This is a genomic window from Janthinobacterium sp. J1-1 (assembly GCF_030944405.1).
Classification (GTDB): domain Bacteria; phylum Pseudomonadota; class Gammaproteobacteria; order Burkholderiales; family Burkholderiaceae_D; genus Janthinobacterium.
Window position 1 is genome coordinate 5,998,536 of the sequence record NZ_CP132339.1, and the last position, 16,051, is coordinate 6,014,586.

14 protein-coding genes and 1 tRNA gene are annotated in these 16,051 nt (G+C 65.6%); 9 read left to right on the plus strand and 6 right to left on the minus strand.

Annotated elements, in window-relative coordinates; genetic code table 11:
- Nucleotides 1-45: 45 nt before the first annotated feature.
- From Q8L25_RS27370 to Q8L25_RS27390, 5 genes are all read left to right on the plus strand, one after another.
- Entirely contained in the window at nt 46-918 is an 873-nt protein-coding gene (locus Q8L25_RS27370; RefSeq protein ID WP_308922382.1) for a transketolase, read from the plus strand.
- Nucleotides 915-1,916 carry a transketolase C-terminal domain-containing protein gene (locus Q8L25_RS27375; RefSeq protein ID WP_308922383.1) on the plus strand — a complete coding sequence of 334 codons (1,002 nt, stop codon included), beginning with the start codon at nt 915-917 and terminating at the stop codon, nt 1,914-1,916. Before Q8L25_RS27370 ends, Q8L25_RS27375 begins: the two co-directional genes overlap by 4 nt.
- Nucleotides 1,917-1,984: 68 nt before the next feature.
- Entirely contained in the window at nt 1,985-3,274 is a 1,290-nt protein-coding gene (locus tag Q8L25_RS27380) for an MFS transporter (RefSeq protein ID WP_308922384.1), read from the plus strand.
- Between the two features lie 86 nt (nt 3,275-3,360).
- A complete protein-coding gene (locus Q8L25_RS27385; protein WP_308922385.1) occupies nt 3,361-5,784 on the plus strand; it encodes a membrane-bound PQQ-dependent dehydrogenase, glucose/quinate/shikimate family in 2,424 nt (807 codons plus the stop codon).
- A gap of 66 nt (nt 5,785-5,850) precedes the next feature.
- Nucleotides 5,851-6,603, plus strand: coding sequence for an SDR family oxidoreductase (locus Q8L25_RS27390; protein ID WP_308922386.1), 753 nt, complete (start codon nt 5,851-5,853; stop codon nt 6,601-6,603).
- 3 nt (nt 6,604-6,606) lie between these two features.
- On the opposite strand, the gene Q8L25_RS27395 is transcribed toward Q8L25_RS27390, so the two are convergent.
- From Q8L25_RS27395 to Q8L25_RS27410, 4 genes are all read right to left on the minus strand, one after another.
- Nucleotides 6,607-7,083, minus strand: coding sequence for a VOC family protein (locus Q8L25_RS27395; RefSeq protein ID WP_308922387.1), 477 nt, complete (start codon nt 7,081-7,083; stop codon nt 6,607-6,609).
- 92 nt (nt 7,084-7,175) lie between these two features.
- On the minus strand, nt 7,176-8,300 hold the full coding sequence (locus tag Q8L25_RS27400; RefSeq protein WP_308922388.1) for an acyltransferase: 1,125 nt from the start codon (nt 8,298-8,300) through the stop codon (nt 7,176-7,178).
- Between the two features lie 131 nt (nt 8,301-8,431).
- Nucleotides 8,432-9,820: a hypothetical protein gene (locus Q8L25_RS27405; RefSeq protein ID WP_308922389.1), complete on the minus strand. Its 1,389-nt coding sequence runs from the start codon at nt 9,818-9,820 to the stop codon at nt 8,432-8,434.
- Nucleotides 9,821-9,826: 6 nt separating this feature from the next.
- Nucleotides 9,827-10,135, minus strand: coding sequence for a helix-turn-helix domain-containing protein (locus tag Q8L25_RS27410; protein ID WP_308922390.1), 309 nt, complete (start codon nt 10,133-10,135; stop codon nt 9,827-9,829).
- 92 nt (nt 10,136-10,227) lie between these two features.
- On the opposite strand from Q8L25_RS27410, the gene Q8L25_RS27415 reads away from it, so the two are divergent.
- Nucleotides 10,228-11,316 (plus strand): NADH:flavin oxidoreductase/NADH oxidase, encoded by a 1,089-nt coding sequence (locus Q8L25_RS27415; protein ID WP_308922391.1) that lies wholly within the window; start codon nt 10,228-10,230, stop codon nt 11,314-11,316.
- Here Q8L25_RS27415 and Q8L25_RS27420 read toward each other — a convergent pair.
- On the minus strand, nt 11,310-12,797 hold the full coding sequence (locus Q8L25_RS27420; protein WP_308922392.1) for an MDR family MFS transporter: 1,488 nt from the start codon (nt 12,795-12,797) through the stop codon (nt 11,310-11,312). The two genes, Q8L25_RS27415 and Q8L25_RS27420, sit on opposite strands and share 7 nt — an antisense overlap.
- On the minus strand, nt 12,794-13,717 hold the full coding sequence (locus Q8L25_RS27425; RefSeq protein ID WP_308922393.1) for a LysR family transcriptional regulator: 924 nt from the start codon (nt 13,715-13,717) through the stop codon (nt 12,794-12,796). Before Q8L25_RS27425 ends, Q8L25_RS27420 begins: the two co-directional genes overlap by 4 nt.
- A 100-nt stretch (nt 13,718-13,817) precedes the next feature.
- Between Q8L25_RS27425 and Q8L25_RS27430 the strand changes: the two genes are divergently transcribed.
- The 3 genes from Q8L25_RS27430 (at nt 13,818) to Q8L25_RS27440 (ending at nt 16,031) form a co-directional block, all read left to right on the plus strand.
- Entirely contained in the window at nt 13,818-15,032 is a 1,215-nt protein-coding gene (locus Q8L25_RS27430; protein WP_374694210.1) for an MFS transporter, read from the plus strand.
- Between the two features lie 106 nt (nt 15,033-15,138).
- Complete coding sequence (locus Q8L25_RS27435; RefSeq protein ID WP_308922394.1) at nt 15,139-15,894, plus strand: SDR family NAD(P)-dependent oxidoreductase; 756 nt, start codon at nt 15,139-15,141, stop codon at nt 15,892-15,894.
- Between the two features lie 61 nt (nt 15,895-15,955).
- Nucleotides 15,956-16,031: transfer RNA gene (locus Q8L25_RS27440), tRNA-Lys, on the plus strand.
- Nucleotides 16,032-16,051: the final 20 nt, after the last annotated feature.

Consider the following 16,051-nt stretch of genomic DNA (forward strand, 5'->3'; position numbering starts at 1 on the left):
TTTGCATCAAAGCGCTACATTTTTCACGGCAATATTGGAGGAGACATGACAGAAGCAGACAGCGGGCAGTTTGCCGCGACCGTTTTCGACACATTACATACCCATGCCTGGCGCGTGCGCCGCTACGCACTGCGCATGGGCGAGGTACAGGGCCAGGGCTACGTGGGCCAGGCACTGGGCTGGGCCGATGTGCTGGCCGTGGCCTATTGCCACGCCATGCAGATCCGCCCCGCCGAACCGGAATGGGAAGGCCGCGACCGTTTCCTGTTGTCGCATGGCCACTACGCCATCGCGCTGTACGCGGCGCTGCTGGAAGCGGGCGTGCTGGCGGAAGACGAGCTGGAAACCTATGGCGCCGACGACAGCCGCCTGCCGATGTCGGGCATGGCCACCTACACGCCCGGCATGGAAATTTCGGGCGGCTCGCTGGGCCAGGGCCTGGCGATCGCCGTCGGCCAGGCACTGGGCCTGCGCATGAAGGGCAGCAGCTCCTTTGTCTACAATTCCATGTCCGATGGCGAACTGGACGAAGGCGCCGTATGGGAAGCGGCCATGTCGGCCTCGCATCATCAGCTCGGCAACCTGATCAACCTGGTCGACATCAACCGCCAGCAGGCCGACGGCCCCTCGCACGAGATCCTGCAGTTCGAACCGCTGGTCGACAAATGGCAGGCGTTCGGCTGGCATGTGCAGCGCGTCGACGGCAATGATTTGCAGGCAGTGATCGCGGCGTTTGACGCGGCCCGCGCCGCGCCCGGCAGCCAGCCACGCGTGATCCTGTTCGATACCCTGATGGGCAAGGGCGTGCCCTTCCTGGAACAGCGCGAAAAAAACCATTTCATACGCGTCGAGGCGGAAGAATGGCAGCAAGCCATCGCCGATCTCGATGCAACTTATGCAGCAGGGAGAGCAGCATGAACAGCAGCACCACCAGCAAACCACGGCTGACCACGTCCTCGATGATGGCCTCGATCGCGGCCGAAGGCCAGCGCACCGAGCCGGCGCCGTTCGGCCACGCGCTGGTCGCGGCGGCCAAGGCGGACCCGCGCATCGTCGGCATGACGGCCGACCTGGGCAAGTACACCGACCTGCATATCTTTGCACGCGAGTATCCGCAGCGCTTCCTGCAGATGGGCATGGCCGAGCAGCTGCTGATGGCGGCCGCCGGCGGCATGGCCAAGGAAGGTTTTATTCCGTTCGCCACCACCTACGCCGTGTTCGCCACGCGCCGCGCATACGACTTCATCCACCAGGTGATCGCCGAAGAAAACCTGAACGTCAAGATCTGCGCCGCCCTGCCCGGCCTGACCACCGGCTACGGTCCCAGCCACCAGGCCACCGAAGACCTGGCCATGATGCGGGCGATTCCCGGCCTGACCGTGATCGACCCGTGCGACGCGCTGGAAACGGCACAGTGCGTGGCGGCCATCGCCCGATTCGACGGCCCGGTCTACATGCGCTTGCCGCGCGGCAGGGTGCCGCTGGTGCTCGACGAGTACGACTACCAGTTCGAGATCGGCAAGGCCAAATTGCTGCGCGACGGCAAGGACGTGCTGATCATTTCCACCGGCCTGATGACCATGCGCGCGCTGGAAGTGGCCGACGCGCTGGTGGCCAGCGATATCGAGGTGGGCGTGCTGCACGTGGCCACCATCAAGCCGCTCGACGTCGACACCATCGTCGCGCAGTGCCGCCGCGAAGGCCGGCTGGTGGTGATCGCCGAAAACCACAGCCAGATCGGCGGCCTCGGCGAAGCGATCGCCATGGCGCTGCTGCAGGCGCGCGTGCAGCCGGTGCTGCGCCACGTCGCCCTGCCCGACCGCTATCTCGATGCGGGCGCCCTGCCAACCTTGCACGACCGCTACGGCATTTCAACCGAGGTCATGGCCGCCAATATCCGGCTGTGGCTGAAGTAAAGCAGTAGCTTGCCATGGCCCCGCCAGGCCATGGCACATAAAAATACCTACACAATACGGAGACAAGCATGGACCACACAGTGGCACTGACACCAAAGCAGGCAATCGGCCAAAGGAAGCGGATCTGGATCTACGTCTTCCTGTTTACGCTGACCCTGATCAACTACGTCGACCGGGTCTCGCTCTCGGTCGCCTCGCACGCCCTCAAGGCGGAGTTCGACATTTCGCCGATCGCCATGGGCTATCTGTTCTCGTCCTTCGTCTGGCTATACTTTATCGCCCTGATCCCGATGGGCTACCTGGTCGGCCGCTACGGCCCCAAGACGGTCAACAGCTACGGCATCGGCGTGTGGTCAATCGCCACCGTCTGCACGGCGTTCAGTACCGGCTTCATTTCGCTGATCAGCTGCCGCCTGATCATGGGCGCCGGCGAAGCCACCACCTACCCGGCGGGCGCGCGCGTGGTGCGCGACTGGATGCCGGTCAAGGAACGCGGCATGGCCACCGCCGTGTTCCATAGCGGCAGCCTGGTCGGGCCGGCCGTGGGCGCCATCGGCTTCGGCTGGCTGATCACCAGTTTCGGCTGGCGCATCGCCTTCGTGGTGGCCGGCGCCATCGGTTTTATCTGGCTGGCGGCATGGCTCAAGTGGTACCAGCATCCATCGAAAGCGCCATGGCTGAGCGCGGCCGAACTGGCGGAAATCACGGCCGACTCAGACGCCGCCAGCGCACGAGCGCCAGCCGTGCCCGCCATGGGCTTTGCCGGCCTGGTTCGTTCGCGCACCATGTGGGCCATCGGCCTGTCGCACGGCTGCGCCGTGTACGCCACCTATTTCTTCCTGACCTGGCTGCCCACTTACCTGCAGACCGAAAAAGGCCTGACGGTAATGACCAGCAGTTTTTATACCGCCATCCCCTACCTGGGCGCGGCCGTGCTGGCCGTGGTGATCGGCCGCTTCAGCGACATGGTGGTGCCGCCGCCGGCCGCCGCCGCCGGCAAGCGCCGCTTCGTGGTCGGCGCCGTGCTGGTGGCCTCGTCCGTGATTTTCCTGGTGCCGCTGCTGTCGGGCACGTGGGCGATTTTGCTGGTGATCACCCTGTCGCTGGCCACCTGCGCCTCGGCCATCTCGCTCAACCTGTCGCTGATCAACGACCTGGTGCGTTCCGGCGAGGACGTCGGCACGGCGGCCGGCTTCATCACGGCGGTCGGCAATCTGTTCGGCCTGCTGGCGCCGATCGCCACCGGCTATTTCGTGGCCAGCACGGGCGGCTTTGCGATGGCCTTTACGGTCGTCGGCGCCCTGCTGATCGTCGGCGCGGTGCTGTCGGTGTTCGGTGCGACCCGCCCGGTGCAATAAGCGCAGCGAGGCAAATTGGTGGGAAGCCGCAAGGTTTCTCTTTACGGGGGAAGCAATTCCCCTTTTTTTGTTGAGAATCGAGTTTCATGAGCACGACACAAAAACAAGCCGCCCTGCCCTGGCGTATCGCGGCGACAGCCTTTCCCTTGTTTATCGGCGCGTTCGCACTGGCCATGGCCTTCGGCGGCATCTGGCTGATCGCCGTCGGCGGCAGCTGGTATTACGGCCTGGCCGGGCTGGCCATGCTGCTGGCGACGGTGCTGCTGCTGCGCCGCAAGCGCGCCGGACAAACCCTGATGGCCGTGGTCTGGGCCGCCTCGCTGGCCTGGGCGCTGTGGGAAGTGGGCTTCGACGGCTGGGGCCTGGTGCCGCGCGTGGTCGGCGTCACCGTGCTGTTCATGCTGGCACTGCTGGTGTCGCCCGTCATCAATGCCGCCACAGGCCGGCGGCGCCGCTTCGATGCGCCGCAGACGGGCGGCCTGGCGCTGTCCGTGCTGACGCTGGTCGGCCTGGGCCTGATCGTCGCCAACGATGCGCCGTCGCAATTCGGACCGATGCCGGCGCCAGACGACGCCGCCAGCGCGACCGGCGCCGGCGCCGACTGGGCGGCCTATGGCGGTGACGACAAGGCCCAGCGCTACACCACCTTGAAGCAGATCACGCCGGCCAATGTCGGCAAGCTCCAACGCGCCTTCGTGTTCCACACGGGCGACCTGCCCAAGCCGGGCGAGCGCTATTCGCCGGCCAACACGCCGCTGAAAATCGGCAACGACCTGATCATGTGCTCGGCGAAGAATATCCTGATCTCGGTCGACGCCGCCACCGGCCGCGAAAAATGGCGCTTCGATCCGAAGGTGCCCAGCGAAGCGATTCCGCACGCGGCCGTCTGCCGCGGCGTGGTCACCTACACCGCGCCGCAGCTGAGCGAGAACGCCGCCTGCAAGACGCGCGTGATCGGCACCACGCTGGACGCGCGCATGGTGGCGGTCGACCTGCGCGACGGCAAGCCGTGCGCGGACTTCGGCGTCAACGGCCAGGTCGACCTGTGGCAGGATATCGGCAAAAAGGTGCCGGGCTGGTACGCCCCCACCAATACGCCGACCCTGGTGCGTGACGTGGTCGTCACCGGCGCGCAAGTGCGCGACGGCCAGCACACCGATGCGCCGTCTGGCGTGATCCGCGGCTTCAACGCCGTCACCGGCCAGATGGCCTGGGCCTGGGACCTGGGCAACCAGGACAATGTGCACGGTCCCAAACCGGGCCAGACCTATACGCGCGGCACGCCGAACATGTGGGCCGCCGCCGTCGGCGACGACAAGCTGGGGCTGGTCTACCTGCCGGTCGCCAACGCCTCGATCGACTATGTCGGTTCGCACCGTACCGAACTGGAGAAGAAATACGCCGACTCGCTGGTGGCGGTCGATGTGAGCACCGGCCGCGACGTCTGGCACTTCCAGGCGCTGCGCCACGACCTGTGGGACTATGACCTGGGCAGCCAGCCGACCCTGCTCGACTACCCGGGCGCGGACGGCAAGCCGGTGGCCGCCATCCTGCTGCCGACCAAGCAGGGCGACATCTACATCTTTGATCGCGCCACCGGCAAGCCATTGACCCCGGTCGGTTCGGTCAATGGCTCGAAGCTCGGTTCGGTGGAACCGGATTTTGTCGCCGCCACCCAGCCGACCTCGGGCTGGCACTCGCTGCGCAAGCGGCCGAAGACCGAAGCCGACATGTGGGGCTTCTCGCCGGTCGACCAGCTGATGTGCCGCATCCAGTTCCGCAACTCGAACTACGACGGCTACCTGACGCCGCCGTCGGTCGACAAACCGTGGATACAGTATCCGGGCTATAACGGCGGTTCGGACTGGGGTTCGGTCGCCATCGACCCGGTGCGCCGCGTGCTGATCGCCAACTACAACGACGTGCCGAACCGCAACCAGCTGGTGCCGCGCGCCCAGGCCGACGCCATGGGCGTGCAACCGATCTACGCCAGCAAGGATGCCAACGCCAAGGCCGCCGGCAAGGGCGAAGGCGGCGCTTCGGTGTATCCGCAGGTCAAGGCCGCCTACGCCATCAGCGTCAACTCGGGCTGGCGCAATATCGGCACCGGCGTGCCGTGCACGGCGCCACCCTACGGCGGCATCCGCGCCATCAACCTCGATACCGGCAAGACCTTGTGGGACGGCCCGCTGGGCACGGCGCGCCGCAACGGCCCGTTCGGCATTGCCTCCGGCATCCCGTTCAATATCGGCCTGCCGAACAACGGCGGCTCGGTGGTGACGGCCGGCGGCCTGGTGTTCATCGCCGCCGCCACCGACAACCTGTTCCGCGCGATCGACATCAAGAGCGGCAAGACGCTGTGGCAGGACGTGCTGCCGGCCGGCGGCCAGGCCAACCCGATTTCGTATGAAATCAATGGCGAGCAGTACGTGCTGATCGCGGCCACCGGCCATGCCTTCATGGAGACCGGCAACAGCGACGCCATCATCGCCTACAAGCTGCGCAAGTAGGTGGCAACAAGGCCAGTCCGACAGGGCTGGCCTTTTTCTTTTACAGCATCCAACAAGGAGCTTCACATGGATTTGGGATTGAACGGAAAACGGGTATTGGTCAGCGGCGGCTCGCGCGGCATCGGGCGCGCCATCGTCGCATGCTTTTTGGCCGAAGGCGCGCAAGTGGCGTTTTGCGCGCGCAACCACGATGGCGTGGCCAGCGCCAGCACCGCTTTTGGCGCAGGCGCGTTCGGTGCCGCCGTCGATGTGACCGATGCGGCGCAGGTCGGCGCATGGGTACAGGAAGCCGCCGGGCGGATGGGCGGGATCGATATCGTCGTGCCGAACGTCAGCGCGCTGGCCGGCGGCGACGACCTGGCCACCTGGCGGCGCGCCTTCGAGACCGACCTGCTGGGCACGGCGGCGATGGTGAAAGCGGCCCTGCCGCTGCTGCGCGCGTCGGACGCGGCCGCCATCGTGCTCATTTCCAGCGTGTCCGGGCGCGAAGTCGACATGTTCGCCGAACCGTATGGCGTGCTCAAGGCGGCCTTGAGCCACTACAGCAAGACCTTGTCGGCGCGCCATGCCGGCGAGGGCATCCGCGTCAATACGGTTTCACCGGGCAATGTCTATTTTGCCGATGGCGTCTGGGGCGATATCGAGCGCAATGATCCCGCGACGTTTGCCGGCTGCCTGGCGGCCAATCCGATGGGCCGCATGGCCACGCCGCAGGAGGTGGCGCGCGCCACCGTGTTCCTGGCCAGCCCCGCCGCCAGTTTTATCACCGGCACCAATCTGCTGATCGACGGCGGCCTGACGCGCGGCGTGCAGTTCTGAGCATTATCCGGCCACCGCCGCCTCGATCGCGGCCACGTCGATCCTGCGCATGCCCATCATCGCCGCGAAGGCGCGCCGGGCGACTTCGCCGCCTTGCGCCATGGCGTCCGTCAGCACGCGCGGCGTGATCTGCCACGATATGCCCCACTTGTCCTTGCACCAGCCGCATTCGCTTTCCGCGCCGCCATGCCCGACGATGGCGTTCCAGTAGCGGTCGGTTTCTTCCTGGTCATCGGTGGCGATCTGGAACGAGAAGGCTTCGTTATGCTTGAAGGCGGCGCCGCCATTGAGGCCGATGCAGGCGACACCGCAGACGGTGAATTCGACCACCAGCGCGGTGCCGGCCTTGCCGCCCGGGTAGTCGGACGGCGCACGGTGGATCGCGCCGACGGCGCTATCTGGAAAGGTGCGGGCGTAAAAGTTCGCGGCCTCTTGCGCGTCATGGTCGTACCAGAGGCAGATCGTGTTCTTTGCCATCATGATTCTCCTTGAAGGTGACCATAATGTACAAGACCAGCGCCGCGCGTGCCTGCACCTTACGGACAAGCAAGCGTGCGCCGTTCAAGCCGCGCTCAAACCGATACCGGCCGCACCAGCACCTTGCCCACCAGCGACTGCACCACCCTGCCCAGCGGCACTTCCACCCGGCGGTGGAAGGCGGCGCCGGCGCCCAGGCTGGCGGCCCAGGCCGTCAGCATGCCCAGCGCCTGCCATTCCGGCTGCAGCGGCGCGAAGCGGATAAACGCCGTGTTGACCAGCAGGCTGACGGGAAAGTGGATCAGGAACACGGCATACGAGATACGGCCCAGGCCATTGATCAGGGGCCAGGCACGTTCGCCGGACGCGACTTGCATGCGCCCGCACAGGAACAGCACGCATGCCACCGCCAATGCCAGTTCGATGCGGCTGCGAAACTCCACCGCCAGCGCCAGCCAGGCCGGCACCACCAGCAGCAGCATCAGCACCAACACGGCGCCGGCCTTGCGGCGCGGGTCGCCGGCCCACCAGGCCAGCATGCCCAGCCCATAGCTGCCGAAGAAATACGGCGCCCAGTTGTCCCAGTCCGCGTCCAGGTTGAAGTACAGCAGCGACGCCGCCACGCCGCAGGCAACGATGGCCGGCACCAGCCATGGCAGGCGCCGCTCGCCGGCAATGCGGCCCGCGCCCCAGAACACCAGCGCGGCCAGCGCATACAGCTGGAAGTCGATCGCCACATACCAGGCGCCGGCCGACAGCGATTCATAACCGAGCACGCCATGCAGCAGCAGCGCATGGGCGACGATCTGGCCGACACTGGCCGGCGCCGAAATCGAATCGTGCAGCATCACGCCGGAGGCGAGCGCATTGGCCAGCGCCGCGATCAGGGTGGCGGCGATAAAGGGCGGCGCCAGCTTGGCATAGCGGCGCCAGATCGCCGACAGGGGCGACGGCGCCAATCCGGGCAAGCCGCCGGGCGCCAATGACTTGGCGGCCAGGAAGCCGCCGATCACCAGGAACACCTGCACGGCGATGCGCGCACTGTCGCCCAGCCAGTCGATCAGCGCCGGCCACATGGGCTGCACCAGATCCGACATCGGTCCGTAAAACGCCAGGTGGTGCAATACGATCAGTTGCGCCGCGCCCGCCTTTAACACATTGATCCAGCCAAACTGCGGACGATGGTCTGGGTCCGCTTGAACTGCCTTTGCTGCCGTCATGCCCTATCCTTGCCTTGCCAGGTACTTCTCGCCGCCAGCCGCGCGAACTGGCGCGGGGACGATGATTTTCCCGAGAGGCCGACATGATAGCCGAGCTGAACGATGAGGTGACGCGCGGTTGCTTGCTGGAACTAATCTTTGCGCGAAAAATCGGCCCACATCAGGGTCTGGATCATGCTGCCGCCCTGCTCGTTGGCACGCACCGCCACCGCCATGCCCTGCATCACGAACACCACGCCCTGCTGCGGCTCCAGGGTGTTGAGCAGCTGTTCGAGCCCGCGCGCCAGCGATGTGGGGCGCTGCAGTTTTTCCGCCAGCTGCGCCGCGCACTTGTCGTCATTGCCGCTGCGGGGCGGACATTGATCGACACGCACGAAGGGGATCTTGCTGTCCTGCAGGCGCGCGGACAATTGCGCGACGATGGCTGCCGGTGGCGCAGTAAGATACAGATGATAGGAAGCCGCGCTGCAGCAATTATTCGACAGCAGCAACAGGCTGACCGGCGCGCCAAAGGCCATGGTGTCCGCTGACGGCACATAGGCAAACGGCGGCGCATGGGCCGCGTCGCTGGAATACGTCTTGCGCAGCTCGGCAGCGCTGGCGGCGCGCCAGCCCGGCAGGCAGGCGGCGTTGGCGGCGGCGAAGCAGGTGCGATAGCCTGACTGCTCATCGATAAACAATTGCTCGACCACCTTGCGCCCGCCCGCCGCGCCGGAGATCATATCCTTGGGCAACACATCCCAGCTGCCGGCACCATTCTTGCGCCAGGCAAGCGCCGTACGCGACCAGGCCCATAACGGTTCGTAGGGGTTGGCTTCCTCGTCGGCTTGCCGGGCCAGGTAAGTCCGCGGCAAGGCTATCGGTTCGCGCCGCTTGCCATCGCCATCGATCACCATCACGACCGATGGCGCGGCTTCATCGTCAACATAGGCAAACGACTTGCCATCGGGCGATACCGACGCCAGCGCACGCAGTTGCAGGCTCTCGCCATCATCGAGCGCACGCGGCAAGACGATGGTCTGGACCGGAAAAGCGCTGACGAGGAAGCCGGGCAACTGCTGGCCGGGAAAGTAGCGGCTGCTTTTCGACCAGGGAAAGCCGTGCGGATACTTTGCGGTGCCCCGGTAGCCGTCTATGGAGGGAGCAATTTTTTCGACCACCGGCTTGCCGTCCCGTTCGCGCACCAGCGCCAGCACGCCGGACTCGTCTTGTAATTTGGCAAAATAGACGGGTATGTGGAAGTCGGTCCAGCGTTCGATGGCGTCGGTATGCTTGACAAGCACTTGCGCGCCATGGATCAGACGCATCGAGTGCTGCTCGGTGGACATCAGCGAGCCGCCGCCCTGGCGGTATTCGATCGACAAGACCGTGAACTCGTCGTACGGCAAGGCCATGGTGACCTTTTCGCCGCGTTCCAGCACATCGGCGTAGCGGCCCGTGGGCGGCTCCGTAAACGGATTGCAGCCGGCCAGGACCAGCAGTGCGGCGCCCCACCAGTACAACCGTGCGCGCATTTTCATGTGGTGTCAGCCTTCGGATGATTGCTGCAGGATCGCCGCCAGCAAGCCCGGAAAGCGGCTGTCCATGTCGGCCCGTCGCAGCTTGTTCATATGGGTGGTGCCGGTGTTTTCGGTCCACACCAGCCCCGCTTCGCGCAGCACCTTGAAGTGATGCGAGACAGTCGACTTGGGCCGGCCGCCGTCGAGGTCGCCACAGGCGGCGGCCTCCACGCAGGCCAGGTGCTGCACGATGCCCAGGCGGATCGAATCGCTGAGCGCGTACAGCACGCGTTCGAGCACGAATTCGCTGGCGGCAGGATGTTTGTGTGGTCGCATGAGCGGAATCATACACCATGCGCTATACTCCTTCCATTCTTCGAAAACTTTCGAAGTACCGAACCACCCAACATTTTTTCGCAAAGGCCACCATGTCCGCCCTGTTCCAGCCCTACCACCTGAAAGATATTACCCTGCGCAACCGTATCGCCGTGCCGCCGATGTGTCAGTACATGGCCATCGACGGCCTGGCCAATGACTGGCATCTGTCACACTACGCCGGCATGGCGCGTGGCGGCGCCGGCCTGGTGATCGTCGAAGCGACGGCCGTCTCGCCGGAAGGCCGCATCACCCCCGGCTGCACCGGCATCTGGAGCGACGCGCTGGCACAAGGTTTTGCGCCGATCGTCAAGGAAATCAAGAAAGCCGGCGCCGTGCCCGGCATCCAGATCGGCCACGCCGGCCGCAAGGCCAGCGCCAACCGCCCATGGGAAGGCGACGACCATATCGCCGAAGGTGATCCGCGCGGCTGGCCAACCATCGCGCCGTCCGCCATCGCGTTTGGCGGCGGCCTGGGCAAGGTGCCGCGCGCCATGACCCTGGACGATATCGCCCGCGTGCGCCAGGACTTCGTCGATGCCGCCCTGCGCGCGCGCGAAGTCGGCTTCGAATGGCTGGAGCTGCATTTCGCCCACGGCTACCTGGGCCAGAGCTTCTTTTCGGCCCATTCCAACCAGCGCGACGACATCTATGGCGGCAGCCTGGAAAACCGCAGCCGCTTCCTGCTCGAAACCCTGAAGGCCGTGCGCGAGGTATGGCCCGAGCACCTGCCGCTGACGATCCGTTTCGGCGTGATCGAATTCGACGGCCGCGACGAGGAAACGCTGCTCGAATCGATAGGCCTGGTGCGCCAGTTCAAGGACGCCGGCATGGACATGATCAGCGTCAGCATGGGCTTCACCATTCCCGACACGACGATCCCCTGGGGCCCGGCCTTCATGGGCCCGATCGCCGAACGCGTGCGCAAGGAAGCCGGCGTACCGGTATCGTCGGCCTGGGGCTTCGGCACGCCGGCCATCGCCGAGCAAGTGGTGAAGGATGAACAGCTGGACGTGGTCATGGTCGGCAAGGCCCACCTGGCCAACCCGCACTGGACGTATTTCGCGGCCAAGGAACTGGGCCTGCCACGCGCCTCGTGGACCATGCCGGCGCCGTACGCGCACTGGCTGGAACGCTACTGACCCTCGTTCGCCTTGCCCTTGGCCTCGAATCCCTCCAGCGGCAATTCCGGCAGGAACAGCAAGGCGAACAGTCCCACCAGCAGCAGCACCGCGCCGGCGCCAAACACGCTGGCGATCGCATGGCGGTACACCTCGACGGTCTGCGCCGCCGCGTGCGCCCCCAGCGCCGACACCGCCTCCACGCCATGCGCATGCAGCTGGCGCGCGAGGATGGCGCCGGACGCCGTCACGCCCAGCAGTCCCCCGAGCGAGCGGAAGAAGGCCAGCATGGCGGTGCCGACCCCGCGCCGCGACAAGGGCAAGGCATTTTGCACCGCAATCGTCATGTTCGGCATCACCAGGCCGAGACCCGCGCCGAGGAAAAAGATGGCCGGCTCGATCACCCAGTAACCCTGCGCCGTTTCCATCGCCCAGGCCAGCACGCCGAAGGCGGCCACCGCCACGCCCAGGCCCACCACCTGCACCATCTTGTACTTGCCCGAACGCGACAGCACGCGGCCGTTCAGCAGCGACGACAGCACCAGCCCCACCATCATCGCCACCGTCATCACGCCCGATTCGGCCGGACTGGTCCCCATCACCAGCTGGAAAAACAGCGGAAAGAACACGCTGGCACCCATCAGGCCCATGAAGGTCATGGCCATGACCAGGCTGGCGATGTTGAAAGTGCGGTTCAGGAACAGATCGGGCGGCAGCACCGGCTCGTCGACCCGGCGCACATGCAGCAGCAGCCAGGCCGCCATCAGCACGGCCAGGCCGGCGCTGAGCTTGACCGCCAGGCCATCCCACGGCCACTCGGTGCCGCCCAGCGCCAGCACCAGCAAGGCGGCCGTGATGGCGCCGGTCAGCAGCACCGAACCCAGGTAATCGATCTTGTGCGCGTGCGCCTTGACCGGTTTGCGCATCGCCTTGGCGATAATATAAAAGGCCACCGCGCCGACCGGCAGGTTCACATAGAAAATCCAGTGCCACGAGAGCGCATCGGTAATCACGCCGCCCAGCACCGGCCCCAGCACGCTGGTGACGGCAAACACGATCGGCACCATGCCCTGCCGCTTGCCCCGCTCGGCCGGCGGCACGATGTCGCCGATAATGATCTGCGCCAGCGGCATGAAGCCGCCCGCCCCCAGGCCCTGGATCGCGCGGAAGATGATCAGTTCGGTCATGTTCTGCGCCAGCCCGCATAGCACGGAACCGAGCAAAAAGGTCAGCAGCGCGGTGAAAATCATGGGACGGCGGCCATACTGGTCGGCCAGCTTGCCATACAGCGGCATGGTGGCGGTCGACGCCAGCACATAGGCAGTCACCACCCACGACAAGTGCGCCATGCCGCCCAGATCATCGACGATGCGCGGCAGGGCCGTAGCAACGATGCTCTGATCCAGCGCGCCCAGGCCCAGCACGGCCATCAGGCCAATGTACACGGCGCGCACTTCGCGCTCGGTGACGGGGGCGGCGGTATGTTTGCTTGTATCGTTCATGGTTGTTCCGATTCGAATAGGCCAGGTTTGGCGGGAAACCTGAAAGCCTCGACAAAGGCCGAAAATGCGGGTGACGCCTGGCGCCGGTTCGGGTAGTACAAATGAAAGCCCTGGAAACGCGGACACCAGTCCGGCAGGATCTCCCGCAGCCGGCCATCGGCCAGGTAGGGCGCGACCAGTTCTTCCGGCACATAGGCCAGGCCGATGCCGTCGAGCGCCGCATTGAGCACATGCATGGTGCTGTTGAACACCAGCTGACCTTCCACTTTCACGCTGAAGGCCTGGCCATCCTTTTCGAATTCCCAGGCGTAGATGGCGCCAGCTGGCCGGTGCCGGATATTCACGCAGGCGTGGCCCGTCAACGCATATGGCGTCGCGGGCGCTCGATTGCGCTCGAAATAGGCCGGCGAGCCGACCACCATCAGGCGCCAGTCAGGGCCGATCCGGGTGGCGATCATGTCCTTGCTGACCGCTTCTCCCATCCGTATGCCGGCGTCGAAGCGCTGCTCGACCACATTCGTAAAACCGTAGTCGACATGGAGCTCCAGCGTGATGTCCGGGTAGTGGTTCAGGAACGCAGCGAGCTTCGGGCGCAAACATAGCTCGATCTGATCGTCGGTACAGGAAACGCGGATGGTGCCGCTGGGCTTGTCGCGCAACTCGCCCAGCGCTTCCAGTTCCGCCGTGATCTGCTCGAACAGCGGCGCAATCGAGCGCATCAACCGCTCGCCTGCCTGCGTCGGCGCCACATTGCGCGTGGTGCGGGCCAGCAGCCGCACCCCCAGCCGCGCTTCCAGCGCACGCATGGCATGGCTGAGCGCGGACGGGCTCACGCCCAGCCGGGCCGCCGCCTTGGTAAAGCTCTGGTCCTGCGCGACCGCCAGGAAGGCTTGCAGATCATGGATTTTGGTAAGCGACATTACTGAATTTTTTTCACAATAACATCCGGATTGTACCTACTAATCAAAGTACATCGATTGCTGCACCATATCGCCCTGAACCTTCAAGGAGTAGCGACAAATGACCGTACAAATTTCCGGCATCGCCGCGAGCGATCACGCCACGGCAGGCGACGCCGTGCAGCAACCGGCCCGATGGAGCGGCATCTTCGCGATGACCCTGTGCGTGTTCGCGCTGGTGGCGTCGGAATTCCTGCCCGTCAGCCTGCTGACGCCGATCGCCGGCGACCTTGGCGTCAGCGAAGGCCTGGCTGGCTACGGCATCGCCATTTCCGGCGCGTTTGCCGTGCTGGCCAGCCTGAGCATTGCCAGGCTGGCCGGCAATATGGACCGCAAGCTGCTGCTGTTGCTGCTGACCGGTTTGATGGGCGTGTCCGGCCTGATCGTGGGCCTGGCGCCCAACTACCCGGCCTACCTGCTCGGGCGCGCGCTGATCGGCGTGGTGGTCGGTGGCTTCTGGTCGATGTCGGCCGCCGTCGCCATGCGGCTGGTGCCAGCGGCGAGCGTGGCCAGGGCGCTGGCGGTGTTCAATGGCGGCAACGCACTGGCGACCGTCGTCGCGGCGCCTCTGGGCAGCTACCTGGGCGGCACCGTCGGCTGGCGCGGCGCCTTTCTGTGCCTGGTACCGGTGTCGCTGCTGGCGCTGGCCTGGCAATGGATCAGCCTGCCAGCCATGAAGACCGCGCCGCGCCCAGCGGCTGGCGGCCAAGTCTTCAGCCTGCTGAAACAGCCCCTGGTGGTCAGCGGCATGCTGGCTGTCGGCATGTTTTTCATGGGGCAGTTCATGCTGTTCACCTATGTGCGCCCATTCCTCGAAACGGTGACGCGCGTCGATTTTTCCACCCTGTCGATGGTGCTGCTGGTGACCGGCATCGCCGGCTTGCTGGGCACCATGCTGATCGGCACTTTGCTGCAATGGAGCATGTACCGCACGCTGGTGCTGACCCCGCTATTGATGGCCGTCATCGCACTGGCGCTGACGGTTGCCGGTGGCTGGCTGCCCGCGGCATTCGTGCTGCTGGGCCTGTGGGGCCTGATGGCGACGGCGGCGCCCACCGGCTGGTGGTCGTGGCTGGCCAAAGCCTTGCCCCGCGACGCGGAGGCAGGCGGCGGGCTGATGGTGGCAACCGTGCAGCTGTGCATTGCGCTCGGCTCCGTCATCGGCGGCATGCTGTTCGACGGCATCGGCTACCGCGCCACCCTGATCGCCAGCGCCGCGCTGTTGCTGCTGGCAGCGCTGCTGGCCTGGCGCACGGCGCGCCTGCAAGCTCGTTGAAGCAGACCCGGCATGCAATCACTGTTTCCACTTGATCGCGCGGCACGGCGATTGCACGCTTCGGCTACAATTTATGCCTCTGCTCTTACTTTTTCCAGGACACACGATGATCGTCTTTATTACCGGCGCCACCGCCGGCTTTGGCGCCGCCATGGCACGCACTTTCGTTCGCAACGGCCACCGGGTGATCATCAGCGGCCGCCGCGCCGACCGTCTGCAGGCGCTGGCCGCCGAACTGGGCGAGGCTGCCTTGCCGCTGCTGCTGGACGTGACCGACAAGGTCTCGATCAACACCGCGCTCGACAGCATTCCCGCCGCCTGGCAAGCCATCGACGTGCTGATCAACAATGCCGGCCTGGCGCTGAACGTGGCGCCGGCGCACGAGGCGTCGCTGGAGGACTGGGACACCATGATCGCCACCAATATCAGCGGCCTGGTCGCCATGACGCGCGCGCTGCTGCCGGCTATGGTGGCGCGCAACAGCGGCACCATCATCAACCTCGGTTCGGTGGCCGGCGACACGCCCTACCCCGGCGGCAATGTGTACGGCGCCACCAAGGCCTTCGTCGAACAGTTCACCCTGAACCTGCGCGCCGACCTGGCCGGCACCGGCGTGCGCGCCACCAACCTGGCGCCGGGCCTGTGCGGCGGCACCGAGTTTTCGAACGTGCGCCTGAAGGGCGACGATGCGGCGGCGGCCAAGGTCTACGAGGGCACCCAGCCCTTGACGGCCGAAGACATCGCCGAAACCGCCTACTGGATCGCCACCCTGCCGCCGCACGTCAATATCAACCGTATCGAGATGATGCCGACCTGCCAGGGCTATGGACCGTTGAATATCAAGCGCACGGTGGCGCCATAAGCGAAGAATTACGCGGCATGCCTTGCAAAATTGCCCGGCGCCGGTCATAATAGCCGCCCTTGGGTCGTTAGCTCAGCTGGTAGAGCAGCGGACTTTTAATCCGTTGGTCGCAGGTTCGAATCCCGCACGGCCTACCAAGAATTTGCTTGATGTAAAA

Excerpts from the sequence above, each read along its gene's own strand:
- Q8L25_RS27370 (WP_308922382.1), top strand. The coding sequence starts at position 46 with ATGACAGAAGCAGACAGCGGGCAGTTTGCCGCGACCGTTTTCGACACA.
- Q8L25_RS27375 (WP_308922383.1), top strand. The coding sequence starts at position 915 with ATGAACAGCAGCACCACCAGCAAACCACGGCTGACCACGTCCTCGATG.
- Q8L25_RS27380 (WP_308922384.1), top strand. The coding sequence starts at position 1,985 with ATGGACCACACAGTGGCACTGACACCAAAGCAGGCAATCGGCCAAAGG.
- Q8L25_RS27385 (WP_308922385.1), top strand. The coding sequence starts at position 3,361 with ATGAGCACGACACAAAAACAAGCCGCCCTGCCCTGGCGTATCGCGGCG.
- Q8L25_RS27390 (WP_308922386.1), top strand. The coding sequence starts at position 5,851 with ATGGATTTGGGATTGAACGGAAAACGGGTATTGGTCAGCGGCGGCTCG.
- Q8L25_RS27395 (WP_308922387.1), bottom strand. The coding sequence starts at position 7,083 with ATGATGGCAAAGAACACGATCTGCCTCTGGTACGACCATGACGCGCAA.
- Q8L25_RS27400 (WP_308922388.1), bottom strand. The coding sequence starts at position 8,300 with ATGACGGCAGCAAAGGCAGTTCAAGCGGACCCAGACCATCGTCCGCAG.
- Q8L25_RS27405 (WP_308922389.1), bottom strand. The coding sequence starts at position 9,820 with ATGAAAATGCGCGCACGGTTGTACTGGTGGGGCGCCGCACTGCTGGTC.
- Q8L25_RS27410 (WP_308922390.1), bottom strand. The coding sequence starts at position 10,135 with ATGCGACCACACAAACATCCTGCCGCCAGCGAATTCGTGCTCGAACGC.
- Q8L25_RS27415 (WP_308922391.1), top strand. The coding sequence starts at position 10,228 with ATGTCCGCCCTGTTCCAGCCCTACCACCTGAAAGATATTACCCTGCGC.
- Q8L25_RS27420 (WP_308922392.1), bottom strand. The coding sequence starts at position 12,797 with ATGAACGATACAAGCAAACATACCGCCGCCCCCGTCACCGAGCGCGAA.
- Q8L25_RS27425 (WP_308922393.1), bottom strand. The coding sequence starts at position 13,717 with ATGTCGCTTACCAAAATCCATGATCTGCAAGCCTTCCTGGCGGTCGCG.
- Q8L25_RS27430 (WP_374694210.1), top strand. The coding sequence starts at position 13,818 with ATGACCGTACAAATTTCCGGCATCGCCGCGAGCGATCACGCCACGGCA.
- Q8L25_RS27435 (WP_308922394.1), top strand. The coding sequence starts at position 15,139 with ATGATCGTCTTTATTACCGGCGCCACCGCCGGCTTTGGCGCCGCCATG.